At 63.0% G+C, this 12839-nt stretch carries 9 protein-coding genes; all 9 read left to right on the top strand.

The features are described from left to right. Positions 1 to 235 precede the first annotated feature (235 nt). The 9 genes from ACQ4WN_RS13260 to ACQ4WN_RS13220 all read left to right on the top strand — a co-directional run bounded on the left by ACQ4WN_RS13260 (position 236) and on the right by ACQ4WN_RS13220 (position 12813). On the top strand, positions 236 to 3934 hold the full coding sequence (locus ACQ4WN_RS13260; RefSeq protein WP_436551966.1) for a nitrate reductase subunit alpha: 3699 nt from the start codon (positions 236 to 238) through the stop codon (positions 3932 to 3934). Between the two features lies 1 nt (position 3935). Next, the gene (gene narH / locus ACQ4WN_RS13255) at positions 3936 to 5486 is read left to right on the top strand and encodes a nitrate reductase subunit beta (protein ID WP_436551965.1); all 1551 of its coding nucleotides are present in this window, start codon (positions 3936 to 3938) and stop codon (positions 5484 to 5486) included. Between the two features lie 9 nt (positions 5487 to 5495). Further along, the gene (gene narJ / locus ACQ4WN_RS13250; RefSeq protein ID WP_436551964.1) at positions 5496 to 6164 is read left to right on the top strand and encodes a nitrate reductase molybdenum cofactor assembly chaperone; all 669 of its coding nucleotides are present in this window, start codon (positions 5496 to 5498) and stop codon (positions 6162 to 6164) included. Positions 6165 to 6198: 34 nt separating this feature from the next. After that, entirely contained in the window at positions 6199 to 6885 is a 687-nt protein-coding gene (gene narI, locus ACQ4WN_RS13245) for a respiratory nitrate reductase subunit gamma (protein ID WP_436551963.1), read from the top strand. 14 nt (positions 6886 to 6899) lie between these two features. Then, on the top strand, positions 6900 to 7646 hold the full coding sequence (locus ACQ4WN_RS13240; RefSeq protein WP_436551962.1) for a peptidylprolyl isomerase: 747 nt from the start codon (positions 6900 to 6902) through the stop codon (positions 7644 to 7646). Between the two features lie 102 nt (positions 7647 to 7748). After that, positions 7749 to 8735, top strand: a complete 987-nt coding sequence (gene moaA / locus ACQ4WN_RS13235; protein WP_436551961.1) for a GTP 3',8-cyclase MoaA — start codon at positions 7749 to 7751, stop codon at positions 8733 to 8735. 160 nt (positions 8736 to 8895) lie between these two features. Next, positions 8896 to 10797: a type IV pili methyl-accepting chemotaxis transducer N-terminal domain-containing protein gene (locus ACQ4WN_RS13230; protein WP_436551960.1), complete on the top strand. Its 1902-nt coding sequence runs from the start codon at positions 8896 to 8898 to the stop codon at positions 10795 to 10797. A 23-nt stretch (positions 10798 to 10820) separates the two neighbouring features. Continuing rightward, complete coding sequence (locus tag ACQ4WN_RS13225) at positions 10821 to 11483, top strand: response regulator (RefSeq protein ID WP_436551959.1); 663 nt, start codon at positions 10821 to 10823, stop codon at positions 11481 to 11483. A 118-nt stretch (positions 11484 to 11601) separates the two neighbouring features. Continuing rightward, positions 11602 to 12813: an NnrS family protein gene (locus ACQ4WN_RS13220; RefSeq protein ID WP_436551958.1), complete on the top strand. Its 1212-nt coding sequence runs from the start codon at positions 11602 to 11604 to the stop codon at positions 12811 to 12813. Positions 12814 to 12839 lie beyond the last annotated feature (26 nt).

The following is a 12839-nucleotide window of genomic DNA, read 5'->3' as shown; positions in this document are numbered from 1 at the left end:
CTCTGTGTTGAACGATGACGACAGGTATACCGCAGCACGGTCGCGGCGCCCATAGGCAATAGTGACTATCGGGGTGACTACCCGCCTATGCATTCCTGGTGCGGGAAACCGACTTCTTGCCAATACCGCCGGGCAGGGCGCATCGATAGACTGTTTGTATCGACGCTTGAGCCATCCTGCTTGCAGCGTTTTTTAAGACCTGGCGCCGCTGCCTGCGGCGCAATGTGGAGGTAGCATGAGTCACTTTCTGGACCGCCTGAAATTTTTTAGCAAGCCCGCCGAGCCGTTTTCCAACGGCCATGGCACCGTGGTCGATGAAGACCGCACCTGGGAAAACGCCTACCGCCAGCGCTGGCAGCACGACAAGATCGTGCGTTCCACGCATGGCGTGAACTGTACCGGCTCGTGCAGCTGGAAGGTATATGTCAAGAACGGCCTGATCACCTGGGAAACCCAGCAAACCGATTACCCGCGCACGCGGCCCGACCTGCCCAACCACGAGCCGCGCGGCTGCCCGCGTGGCGCCAGCTATTCCTGGTACGTGTATTCGTCGCAGCGCGTGAAGTATCCGATGGTGCGTGGCCGGCTGATGGAAATGTGGCGCGAAGCGCGCAAGACCATGGACCCCGTCACTGCCTGGGACTGGATCAGCCAGGACCCCGTGCGCTCGCAGCAGTACAAATCCATCCGTGGCCTGGGCGGCTTCGTGCGCGCCACGTGGGAAGAATCGAATGAAATCATCGCCGCCGCGAATGCACTGACGATCAAAAAATACGGCCCGGACCGCATCGTCGGCTTCTCGCCGATTCCCGCCATGTCCATGGTCAGCTATGCCTCCGGCACGCGTTACCTGTCGCTGATCGGCGGCGTGGCCCTGAGCTTCTACGACTGGTACTGCGACTTGCCGCCCGCCAGCCCGCAAGTGTGGGGCGAACAGACGGACGTGCCGGAATCGGCCGACTGGTACAACTCGACCTACCTGATGGTGTGGGGCTCGAACGTGCCGATGACGCGCACGCCGGATGCCCACTTCTACACGGAAGTGCGCTACAAGGGCACGAAAACCGTGGCCATCTCGCCCGATTATGGCGAAATGGTGAAGTTTGGCGACATCTGGCTGGCCCCGAAGCAGGGCACGGACGCGGCGCTGGCGCTGGCCATGGGCCACGTGATCCTCAAGGAATTCCACTCGGAAGGCCAGTCCGACTACTTCCGCGAATATGCGCGCCAGTACACGGACTTCCCCATGCTGGTGCTGCTCAAGGAGCACAACGGCACCCTGGTGCCCGATTACTTCCTGCGCGCTTCGCACCTGGACAACAACCTCGACGAGACCAACAATCCTGAATGGAAAACCCTGGTCATCGATGAAACCACGGGCACCATCACGGCGCCGGCCGGCTCGATCGGCTTCCGCTGGGGCGAATCGGGCAAGTGGAACCTGGAACAGAAGGCCGGCGGCAGTGGCGTACCTATTGTGCCGATGCTGTCCATGATCAACGACAGCGACGCCGTCACGGAAGTGGGTTTCGCTTACTTTGGCGGCAAGGATGCGGCCGACATGCTGCTGCGCAAGGTACCGGTGAAAACCATCCGCCTGGCCGACGGCACGACGGGCCTCGTCACCACCGTGTTCGACCTGACCCTGGCCAACTACGGCATCGACCGTGGCCTGGGCGGCGAAAACGTGGCCGAGAGCTATGACGACGACGTACCTTACACCCCCGCATGGCAGGAAAAGCACACGGGCGTGAAACGCGCCGACGTCATTACCGTGGCGCGCCAGTTTGCGCAAAACGCGGACCAGACGCGCGGCAAGAGCATGGTCATCGTGGGCGCGGGCCTGAATCACTGGTACCACATGGACATGACGTACCGCGGCATCATCAATATGCTGATGATGTGCGGCTGTATCGGCCAGTCCGGCGGCGGCTGGGCCCATTACGTGGGCCAGGAAAAACTGCGTCCGCAAACGGGCTGGACGCCCTTGGCCTTCGCCCAGGACTGGGTACGCCCGATGCGCCAGATGAACGGCACCTCGTTCTTCTATGCGCACACCAGCCAGTGGCGCCACGAAAAGCTGGAAACGGGCGACATCGCCTCGCCATCGGCGGCCGGCGGCACGGGTGACCTGACCCTGCTCGACTACAACGCCAAGGCTGAACGCATGGGCTGGCTGCCATCGGCGCCGCAGCTGCAAACCAATCCGCTGGAAGTGGCCAGGGCTGCCAAGGCGGCAGGGCAGGCACCGGCCGCGTATGCGCTAGCCCAGATCAAGGCAGGCCAGCTGCAGTTTTCGTGCGACGACCCGGATAACCCGGCCAACTTCCCGCGCAATATGTTTGTCTGGCGCTCGAACATCCTGGGCAGCTCGGGCAAGGGCCACGAGTACTTCCTGAAATACCTGCTGGGCACGCAAAATGGCTTGCTCAGCGACGAAGACGATTGCATCACGCCGAAACAGGTGAAAGTGCGTCCTGCCGCCGAAGGCAAGCTCGATCTGCTGGTGGTGCTGGACTTCCGCATGTCGACCACGTGCCTGTATGGCGACGTGGTGCTGCCGACGGCCACCTGGTATGAAAAAGACGACTTGAACACGTCGGACATGCATCCGTTCATCCACCCGCTGTCGGAAGCCGTGCAACCGTTGTGGCAATCGAAGTCGGACTGGGAAATCTACAAGGGCATCGCCGAGAAATTCTCGGAAATCGGCGGTGAACTGCTGGGTACCCAGCAAGACATCATCCTCACGCCGCTGATGCACGACACCCCCGGTGAGCTGGGCCAGCCTTTCGATCCCAAGGATTGGCGCGCCGGCGAATGCGACGCGATTCCCGGCAAGACCATGCCGAACATGACGGTAGTCGAGCGCAATTACCGCGATGTGTACAAAAAATTCACCTCGATCGGGCCGCTGCTGGAAAGCATCGGCAACGGCGGCAAGGGAATTTCCTGGAAAACGGGGCATGAAGTCGAGGTATTACGCGGCATCAACCGCACGGTGCTCGATGAAGGCGTGTCCAAGGGCCAGCCGCGCCTCGACACGGCTATCGATGCGGCCGAGATGATCCTGACGCTGGCGCCGGAAACGAATGGCCACGTGGCCGTCAAGGCCTGGGCCGCGCTGTCGGCCATCACGGGACGCGAGCTCACGCACCTGGCACTGCCGCGCGAGCATGACAGCATCCGCTTCCGCGATGTGCAGGCGCAGCCGCGCAAGATCATTTCCTCGCCCACCTGGTCGGGTCTGGAAAGCGAAGAAGTCAGCTACACGGCCGGTTATACCAACGTGCATGAACTGATCCCATGGCGCACGCTGACGGGCCGCCAGCAGTTTTACCAGGATCACCTGTGGATGCGCGATTTCGGCGAAGGCCTGTGCGTGTACAAGCCGGCGATCAACACCAAGACGACGGAAGCGCTGCTGGGCACCAAACCGAACGGTAACAAGGAGCTGGCGCTGAACTTCCTGACGCCGCACCAGAAATGGGGCATCCATTCCACGTATTCGGACAATCTGCGCATGCTGACCCTGTCACGCGGCGGGCCGCACGTATGGCTGTCGGAAATCGATGCGAAGACGGCCGGCATCGTCGACAACGACTGGATCGAAGTCTTCAACGTGAACGGCAGCCTGACGGCGCGTGCCATCGTCAGCCAGCGCATCCCGGCTGGCATGACGATGATGTACCACGCGCAGGAAAAGATCATCAACGTGCCCGGTGCGGAGATGACGGGCAAGCGGGGCGGCATCCATAACTCGGTGACGCGCGCCGTGACCAAGCCCACGCACATGATCGGCGGCTACGCCCAGCTGGCCTACGGCTTCAATTACTACGGCACGGTGGGCTCCAACCGCGATGAATTCGTATTGGTGCGCAAGATGAACAAGGTCGACTGGCTCGAAGGCCCGTTGCAGGAAAAAGGAGCATAGTATGAAAATCAGAGCGCAAATCGGCATGGTGCTGAACCTGGACAAGTGCATCGGCTGCCACACCTGTTCCGTCACCTGCAAGAACGTGTGGACCAGCCGCGACGGCGTCGAGTACGCATGGTTCAACAACGTTGAAACCAAGCCGGGCATCGGCTATCCGAAGCAGTGGGAAAACCAGGACAAGTGGAATGGTGGCTGGCGCCGCACGGACGCGGGCAAGATCGAGCCGCGCCAGGGCAGCCGCCTGAAAATCCTGGCGAACATCTTCGCCAACCCGAACCTGCCGGCCATCGATGAATACTACGAGCCGTTCACCTACGACTACGAGCACCTGCAAAGCGCACCGCTGTCGCAGACGCCGCCGACCGCCCGTCCGATCTCCGTGCTGACGGGGAAGAAGATGGAAAAAATCGAGTGGGGTCCGAACTGGGAAGATGACCTGGGCGGTGAATTTGCCCAGCGCAGCAAGGACAAGCTGTTCGACAATATGCAGAAGGAGATGTACGGCACGTTTGAAAACACCTTCATGATGTATCTGCCGCGCCTGTGCGAGCATTGCCTCAACCCGACGTGCGTGGCATCTTGCCCGTCCGGCTCCGTGTACAAGCGCGAAGACGACGGCATCGTGCTGATCGACCAGGACAAGTGCCGCGGCTGGCGCATGTGCATCTCCGGTTGCCCGTACAAAAAGATTTACTACAATTGGTCGTCCGGCAAGGCCGAGAAGTGCACCTTCTGCTTCCCCCGCATCGAGGCTGGCCAGCCCACCGTGTGCTCGGAAACGTGCGTGGGCCGCATCCGCTACCTGGGCGTGCTGCTGTACGACGCCGACAAGATCGAGGCAGCGGCCTCCGTGCCGCAAGAGCAGGACCTGTACCAGGCGCAGCTCGATCTGTTCCTCGACCCGCACGACCCGGCCATCATCGCCGAGGCACGCCGCCAGGGCATCCCCGACCTGTGGCTGGAAGCGGCCGTCAAGTCGCCCGTCTACAAGATGGCCGTCGAGTGGAAAGTGGCGTTCCCGCTGCATCCCGAATACCGTACCTTGCCGATGGTGTGGTACGTGCCGCCGCTGTCGCCGATCCAGGCGGCCGCCGAATCGGGCAAGCTGGGCGTGAATGGCATGCTGCCGGACACGCAAAGCCTGCGCATTCCCGTGCAGTACCTGGCCAATTTGCTGACGGCCGGCGACCAGCCGCCCATCGTCACGGCGCTGGACCGCATGCTGGCCATGCGTGCCTACATGCGCAGCAAGACGGTCGAAAAAGTTGAGAACCTCACGGTTCTCAAACAAGTGGGCTTGAGCAAGGCGCAGGTGGAGGATATGTACCACATCATGGCGATTGCCAATTACGAAGACCGCTTCGTCATCCCCAGCAGCCACAAGGAAATGGCGGAAGACAGCTTCAACGAGAAGGGTTCGTGCGGCTTCAGTTTCGGCAACGGCTGCTCGGACGGCAGCAGCGAAGCTACCTTGTTCGGCAAGAAAAAACACGGCTCGGCCATCTTCATGCAGATGCCGAAGTCGCGCAAAACGGCGCCAGGCGCTTAAGGAACCGATATGACACACGCTATGAATCAGTATCAAATCCTCTCGCGCCTGTTGCTGTATCCCGAACCCGAGCTGACTGCGTACCTGCCGCAGCTCGATGCCGCGCTGGCCGCCGTGCCGGAACAGCACGCGCTGTTGAGGCCCTTGCTGGCGCACCTGGAAAGCAGCAGCCTGATCGACCTGCAGCAGCAGTACGTGGCCACGTTCGACCGCAATCCGTCGCACTCGCTGCACCTGTTCGAGCATATCCACGGCGAATCGCGTGACCGGGGCCAGGCCATGGTTGACCTGATGGAGGAATACAAGCGCCATGGCTTGCAGATGACGGGCGACGACTTGCCTGACTTCGTGCCGCTGTTCCTGGAATTTTTGGCGCAGCTCGACGAGGCGGCTTCGGCGCCTCTTCTGGGCGACGCCGTCCACGTGCTGGCGCATATCGGCCGCAAGTTGACGGCCAACGGCAGTGCGTATGCGCCCGTCTTCATGGTGCTCGAACGACTGAGCCCCGTGGCAGCAGAAATGCTGGCCGAACCGCCGATCCGCGACATGGATGAAGCGCTGGAAACCTTCGGTCCCGGTGCGGACGGTGTCGAGCCGTTGCTGCGCCAAGGTCTGGGCCAGGTCGCGGGCGGCGTCCATCCCGTGCATTTTCACCCGCAGCCGCGGCGCGCGGCCTGAACGGCCCCCTGCGCCCGCATGAGGAGAGTACATCATGAGTAATTACTTGCATCAATTTGTGTATGGCATTTATCCATACATCGCGCTGGCCATCTTTTTCCTTGGTAGCCTGATCCGTTTCGACCGCGAGCAATACACGTGGAAGTCCGATTCCAGCCAGCTGCTGCACCGCGGCAGCCTGCGCCTGGGCAATATCCTGTTCCACATCGGCATCATCGGCCTGCTGTTCGGCCATGCAGCCGGCTTGCTCACGCCCGTCTGGGTGTGGGATACGCTGGGCGTTACGCACAGCCTGAAACAGGGCGTGGCCATGGCGGCCGGCGGCATCATGGGCGGCCTTTGCCTGGCCGGCTTGCTGATCCTGCTGGTGCGCCGCTTTTCCAATGACCGGCTGCGCGCCGTCACCACGGCTGGCGACAAGCTGGTGATGCTGTGGATCTTGCTGACCTTGCTGCTGGGCCTGTCGTCGATCTTTGTCTCGGCCTCGCACATGGATGGCCACATGATGGTCTTGCTGATGCACTGGGCGCAGCACATCGTCACCTTGCGCGGCGACGCCGCCAGCTTCATCGTCGAAGCACCGCTGGTGTTCAAGCTGCATCTGTTCATGGGCATGTCGCTGTTCGTCATCTTCCCGTTCACCCGTCTGGTGCACGTATGGAGCGGCTTTGGCGCAGTTGCCTATCTGGGCCGCGCCTATCAACTGGTGCGCCGCCGCTAAGAAAGGAGTACATCATGGGAATCTCCGTCAATGGCATCGATATCGACGATGCCGACATCGCGCAGGAATTGCCGCATCACGACCGCGCCGGTAATCCGTTGAAACAGGCCGTGCATGAACTGGTGCTGCGCCGGCTGCTGCAAGACGAGGCCGAACGCCTCGGCGTGCAGGGCGACAGTATGGACGACCGCATCGAAGCGTTGTTTGCACAGGAAGTGCGCGTGCCGCCCGCCGACGATGCGGCTTGCCGCACCTTTTATGCGCAGCGCCCGCAGTTGTTTTGCAGCGGCGCGCTGGTCGAGGCGCGCCACATCCTGTTCCAGGTGACGCCGGAAGCGCCCCTGGAACTGCTGCGCACGACGGCGCAAGCCGTGCTCGACGCCCTCAAACTGGCGCCGGAACGCTTCGGCGAACTGGCGGCGCAGTATTCGAACTGCCCGTCCGGCGCCCTGGGGGGGAATTTGGGCCAGCTGTCGCCGGGCCAGAGCGTGCCGGAGTTCGACGCGCTGCTGTTCCGCCTGGAGGCGGGCGCGCTGGCCGGTCATTTGCTGGAAACGCGCTTCGGCTACCACATCGTGCAGGTGCTGCGGCGGGTCGAAGGCCGGGTTATCGGCTACGAGGAGGTGAAGGCGCAGATCGCCGACCGCCTGTCGCGCGCCGCGTGGCAGCGCGCCGTGCACCAGTATCTGCACTTGCTGGTGGGACGCGCCGACATCGCCGGTATCGCGCTCGAAGGCACAGCCAGTCCGCTGGTTCAGTAGGTAGAAATGCGTAGGCCGGAAGGCGTAGGCCGCTAGGCCTTCTGGGGCACAGCCAGATCGTGCCCCAGCCTCTACAATCAAGGAAGTAACAGGAGTAGCGTCATGGCTAGCGTCAAGTTGCAGGACCGTTTTGGCCGTTCGATCGATTATGTGCGGCTGTCCGTTACCGACCGCTGCGATTTGCGCTGCAGTTATTGCATGCCCAAAGGCTTTCGCGGCTTCGAAGAGCCGAAGGACTGGCTGACGTTCGACGAGATCGAGCGCCTGCTGGGTATTTTTGTTCGCCTCGGCACGCGCCGCGTGCGCCTGACGGGCGGCGAGCCGCTGTTGCGGCGCAACTTGCCGGAACTGGCGCAGAAACTGTCTGCGCTGCCTGGCCTGCACGACCTGTCGCTGTCGACCAACGCTACCCAATTGGGCAAGCACGCCGTGGCGCTGCGCGCGGCGGGCGTGGACCGCATCAACGTCAGCCTGGACTCTCTGGACCGCGCCTGCATGCAGCAGATCACGGGACGTGACAGCCTGCAGCCTATTTTGGACGGCGTGATGGCGGGCAAGGCGGCCGGTTTCGACCCCATCAAGATCAATATGGTGGCCATGCGCGGCGTCGATGACGGCCAGATCGAGGCCATGGCAGCGTTTTGCATCGAGCAGCAGTTCATCCTGCGTCTGATCGAAGCCATGCCAATGGGAAGTACGGGCCGTCATGCCAGCTACATGCCGCTGGGCCCCGTGCGCGAGCGCCTGGCGGCCCGCTTTGGGCTGGTGCCGCAGGCGCAGGAACTGGGCGGCGGGCCGGCGCGCTATATGGCGACAGCCGACGGACGCTCGAGCATCGGCTTCATCACGCCCATGTCGCAGCATTTCTGCGCCAGCTGCAACCGCGTGCGCCTGTCCGTCGATGGTACCCTGTACCTTTGCCTGGGCCAGGAAGAGAAATTCGCCTTTGGCCCCATGCTGCGCGGCGGGGCCAGCGATGCGGAGATCGAAGCGGCGATCCGCGCCGCCATCGAACTCAAGCCGCAGCAGCATGATTTCACTACGCAGCCGGACAAGATCGTGCGCTTCATGGCGCAGACGGGCGGCTGAGTGGAGGTGTCACTGCTGGGGTCAGACCCGCCGGGGGAATACGTCCCAGTGGGCCGTATTTCGATCCGCAAGGACTGACCCCGGATCTTGGCCTGTGGGTGAAATGATGTCGCTGACTTGAAGGCATTGGAGCCATAAACAGGCATTTATTAGGGACAGTATGAAATTCAAGGCGATGTTTTCCTCCTGGCAGAAGCTGTCGACCAAGATCGTCGGCGCGCTGCTGCTCATGCTGGTGCTGGCCTTGAGTGCCATCGGCTGCACCCTGTTTCTGTCGTGGCAGCTTGAAGGCAGTTCGGCCGCCATCAATGAAACGGGGCGCCTGCGCATGCAGACCTACCGTCTGACCCTGCTGCTCGCCAGCGACGCCCGCGAGCAGGCGCGCCAGCAAGTGCTGCTGATCGACGAGACCCTGGCCAAGATCGGCCACGGCGACCCGCAGCGTCCCTTGTTCTTGCCCCCCAGCACGGCCATCAAGTCCGAATTCGAGCGCATCGGCATCGCCTGGCGCGGGGCCTTGCGCCCGGCCGCCCTGGCCGCCGATAGCACCGCTCTCGCGCGCCAGTTCGGGCATGACGCCGATACCTTTGTCGGCCAGGTCGATCAGCTGGTGCGGCTGATCGAGCACGATAGCGAGCAGCGCACCTTCTGGCTGCGCGCTTCGCAGCTGATCCTCGTCGGCATGGCCGTCATCGGCACGGTCAGCATGATTTACCTGATGTTCATGCTCATCATCGAACCGGTCACGCGGCTGCGCCTGGGCATGCAGCGCATGAAGGAACGCGATTTCAGCGTGCGCCTGGCCGTCGACAGCAATGACGAATTCGGCCAGCTGGCCAGCGGCTTCAACCAGATGGCCGACCGCCTGCAGGCGCTGTACGGCAACCTGGAGGAGGGCGTGCGCAGCAAGACGGCTACCCTGGAATACCGTAACCGCGAATTGGCGCTGCTGTACGAAAGCGCCGCTTTCCTGCAGCGCCCGCAGCCCCTGGAAGACATTTGCGGCGGCTTCATGCAGCGCATCGTCGATTATTTCGAGGCCGACGGCTCCACCGTGCGCGTGCTCGATGCGGAGCGCGGCAACCTGCACATGGTGGTGCACCACGGCCTGTCCGAAGAACTGGTGGCGTCCGAGCACTGCCTGAAGGTGGGCGACTGCCTATGCGGCACGGCCGTCGAGATGAAGGTGGCGAAGGTGCATGACATGCGCCGCATCGACAAGGCGCACGAGCTGCGCTGCCACCGCGAGGGCTTTGCCACCGTCTCCGTCTTTCAACTCCACGCGCACGAACAGCACCTGGGCTTCTTCAACCTGCATTTCCGCCATGCGCGCGTGTTTTCCGCGCGCGAGCTGGCTTTGCTGGAAACGCTGGGCCAGCTGCTGGGTATCGCCCTGGAAAACATGCGCCTGGCCGCGCGCGAGCGCGAGATGGCCATTTCCGAAGAGCGCAACCTGGTGGCGCAGGGCTTGCACGACAGCATCGCGCAAAGCCTCAATTTCCTCAACCTGCAAGTACAGATGCTCGACGACTCCGTACGCAATGCGCGCTTTGATGAAGTGGCGGGCATCGTGCCGGCCCTGCATGCGGGCGTGAAGGAAAGCTATGAAGACGTGCGCGAACTGCTGGTGAACTTCCGCAGCCGTTTGATGGAGGATGACCTGATCGGCTCCCTGCGCGCGGCGGTGGACAAATTCCGCCGCCAGACGGGCATCGAGGCCGATCTGCTGGCCGATGTCGATGGCGCGCCATTCCCCCGCGAACAGCAATTGCAGTTACTATTCATCGTGCAGGAAGCGCTGTCGAACATCCGCAAGCACGCCCAGGCCAGCCATGTCGAGGTGCGCCTCGCCGATGACCAGGACTTTACGCTGACGATCAGCGACAATGGCGTCGGCTTCGATGCTTGCGCCGTGCTGGAAAAGGGTGACAGCCATGTCGGCATCCATATCATGCGCGAGCGCGCTCAACGCATCGAAGCGACGTTCGACGTGCACGCCTGTCCCGGTGGCGGTACGACCGTCGAACTGCATCTGTCGCGCGAACAGCGCCGCGCCGCCTAAGCCACTATCTGAAAGTACAAAAAATGGAGACTCCCGTCAAACCGATCACCGTCATGCTGGTGGACGACCATGCGCTGTTCCGCAGCGGCATCCGCTCGCTGCTGCAACGGCATAGCGACTTTTGCGTGGTGGGCGAGGCGGCCGATGGCGTGGAAGGCATCAAGCGCGCCATCCAGCTGCAGCCCGACGTGGTGCTGCTGGACCTGAACATGGCCGGCATGTCGGGCGTTGAAGCGCTGCAGCTGATGCAGCACGACTGTCCCGATACGGCCATCGTCATGCTCACCGTCTCGGAAGACGCCGAAGACCTGGCAACTGCCCTGCGCGCGGGTGCCTGCGGCTATCTGATCAAGAATATCGACGCCGACTACCTGGTGCGCGCCATCCGCCGCGCGGCAGCCGGCGAGGTCGTTATCGCCGAAGCGATGACGGGCAAGCTGGTGGCGCAGCTGCAGGCGGGTACGCGGCGCGAGGAACCCGTGTCGGAACTGGACAAGCTCACGCCGCGCGAAAAGGAAATCATCGACTGCCTGTCGCGCGGCGAGAGTAACAAGGGCATCGCGCGCACCCTCGACCTGGCCGAAAGCACGGTCAAGATCCACGTGCAGAACGTGCTGAAAAAACTCAACCTCACCAGCCGCGTGCAGGCGGCCGTGTACGCGGTCGAGCACCGCCAGGGCAAATAGCCTGGTAGTTGGGTTCTGACCCGCCGGGCCAGAGCCCAAGATCTAGTCCTTTTTACCGATGGCAGTCCTTGCGCTTTTAAAGTAGTATATTGAATATATCTTTAAAGGCGAATCCATCATGGCCCTTACCCCCATCAGTAAAGCTACCCCTCCCGGCATGACAAAAGGTGCCGCTCTCTGGCATGCCCGCCATGCCGTCTGGCAGCTGGGTTTCCGCCCATTTTATCTGTTGGCGGCCGTGTTTGCGGCCATCAGCGTACCCCTGTGGCTGGCCAGCTATGCCGGTTTGCTCGCGGGGGGCTTGCAGGTGGGCCTGGGCTGGCATATGCATGAAATGGTGTTCGGCTTCGCGCTGGCCGTCGTCGTGGGCTTCCTGTACACGGCGGGGCGCAACTGGACGGGTTTGCCCACGCCGCACGGTGCCAGGCTGATGGCGCTGGCGGCGCTGTGGCTGGCGGGGCGCATCGCCATGCTGTGCGGTCCCGGGCTGGTGCCGGCGCTGGTCGAGTGGCTGTTCCTGCCGCTGGCCGCCTGGCCCCTGTACCAGGTGCTGCGCCGTTCGGGCAATACGCGCAACCTGTTCCTGGTGGGCCTGCTGGCCTTGCTGGCGCTGGCCAATGGCCTGTTCCACGCGGCCGTGCTGGGCGCGCTGACGTTATCCATATTCGTGCCCGTGCAGGCGGCCATCTTCATCATCGTGCTGATCGAATCGGTGATCGGTGCGCGCGTGATCCCCATGTTTACGCGCAATGGCGCGCCAGGCAGCACGCCGGTGCCCAGTCCGAAGCGGGCGCTGGTCGCCGTGGCCTGCATGGCGGCGGCCGCCATCGCATGGCTGGCAGGCGCGCCACCCTGGCTGACGGCGCCGCTGGCTTTCTGTGCTGCCGGCGTCTCGCTGGCCAATCTGCTGGCCTGGCAGCCGCAGCGCACCTTGCGCGTGCCCCTGCTGTGGATTTTGCACCTGTCGTATGCGTGGATAGGCGTCGGCTTTGCGCTGCTGGCGCTGGCCAGCCTGGGGCTGCTGCCGGCCAGCGCCGCATTTCACGCGCTGACGGTGGGGTCGATGGCGGGATTGATCATCGGCATGATGACGCGCACCACGCTGGGCCACACGGGGCGCCCTTTGACGGGCGGCCGGGCGGAAGCGGCGATGTACTGGCTGATACAGTTGGGTGCGCTGGCACGTCTGCTGGCAGCGCTCGGTCCCGCAGCGCTGGCCATGCCGCTGCTGCTGGCAGCAGGCGCATGCTGGTCGCTGGCCTTTGGCTTGTATGCGTGCGTGTACGCGCCCTATCTGTGGCGCGCCAGGGTGGATGGGCGCGAAGGCTAAGCTGTCAGAAAGGGCGCCAGGCCATC

It is taken from the genome of Janthinobacterium pasteuri (genome assembly GCF_051380775.1).
Taxonomy (GTDB): Bacteria; Pseudomonadota; Gammaproteobacteria; order Burkholderiales; family Burkholderiaceae_D; genus Janthinobacterium.
Note: the sequence above shows the minus strand (reverse complement) of the source record. Positions and strands in the feature narration are given on the sequence as shown.

Excerpts from the sequence above, each read along its gene's own strand:
- ACQ4WN_RS13260 (WP_436551966.1), top strand. The coding sequence starts at position 236 with ATGAGTCACTTTCTGGACCGCCTGAAATTTTTTAGCAAGCCCGCCGAG.
- narH (WP_436551965.1), top strand. The coding sequence starts at position 3,936 with ATGAAAATCAGAGCGCAAATCGGCATGGTGCTGAACCTGGACAAGTGC.
- narJ (WP_436551964.1), top strand. The coding sequence starts at position 5,496 with ATGACACACGCTATGAATCAGTATCAAATCCTCTCGCGCCTGTTGCTG.
- narI (WP_436551963.1), top strand. The coding sequence starts at position 6,199 with ATGAGTAATTACTTGCATCAATTTGTGTATGGCATTTATCCATACATC.
- ACQ4WN_RS13240 (WP_436551962.1), top strand. The coding sequence starts at position 6,900 with ATGGGAATCTCCGTCAATGGCATCGATATCGACGATGCCGACATCGCG.
- moaA (WP_436551961.1), top strand. The coding sequence starts at position 7,749 with ATGGCTAGCGTCAAGTTGCAGGACCGTTTTGGCCGTTCGATCGATTAT.
- ACQ4WN_RS13230 (WP_436551960.1), top strand. The coding sequence starts at position 8,896 with ATGAAATTCAAGGCGATGTTTTCCTCCTGGCAGAAGCTGTCGACCAAG.
- ACQ4WN_RS13225 (WP_436551959.1), top strand. The coding sequence starts at position 10,821 with ATGGAGACTCCCGTCAAACCGATCACCGTCATGCTGGTGGACGACCAT.
- ACQ4WN_RS13220 (WP_436551958.1), top strand. The coding sequence starts at position 11,602 with ATGGCCCTTACCCCCATCAGTAAAGCTACCCCTCCCGGCATGACAAAA.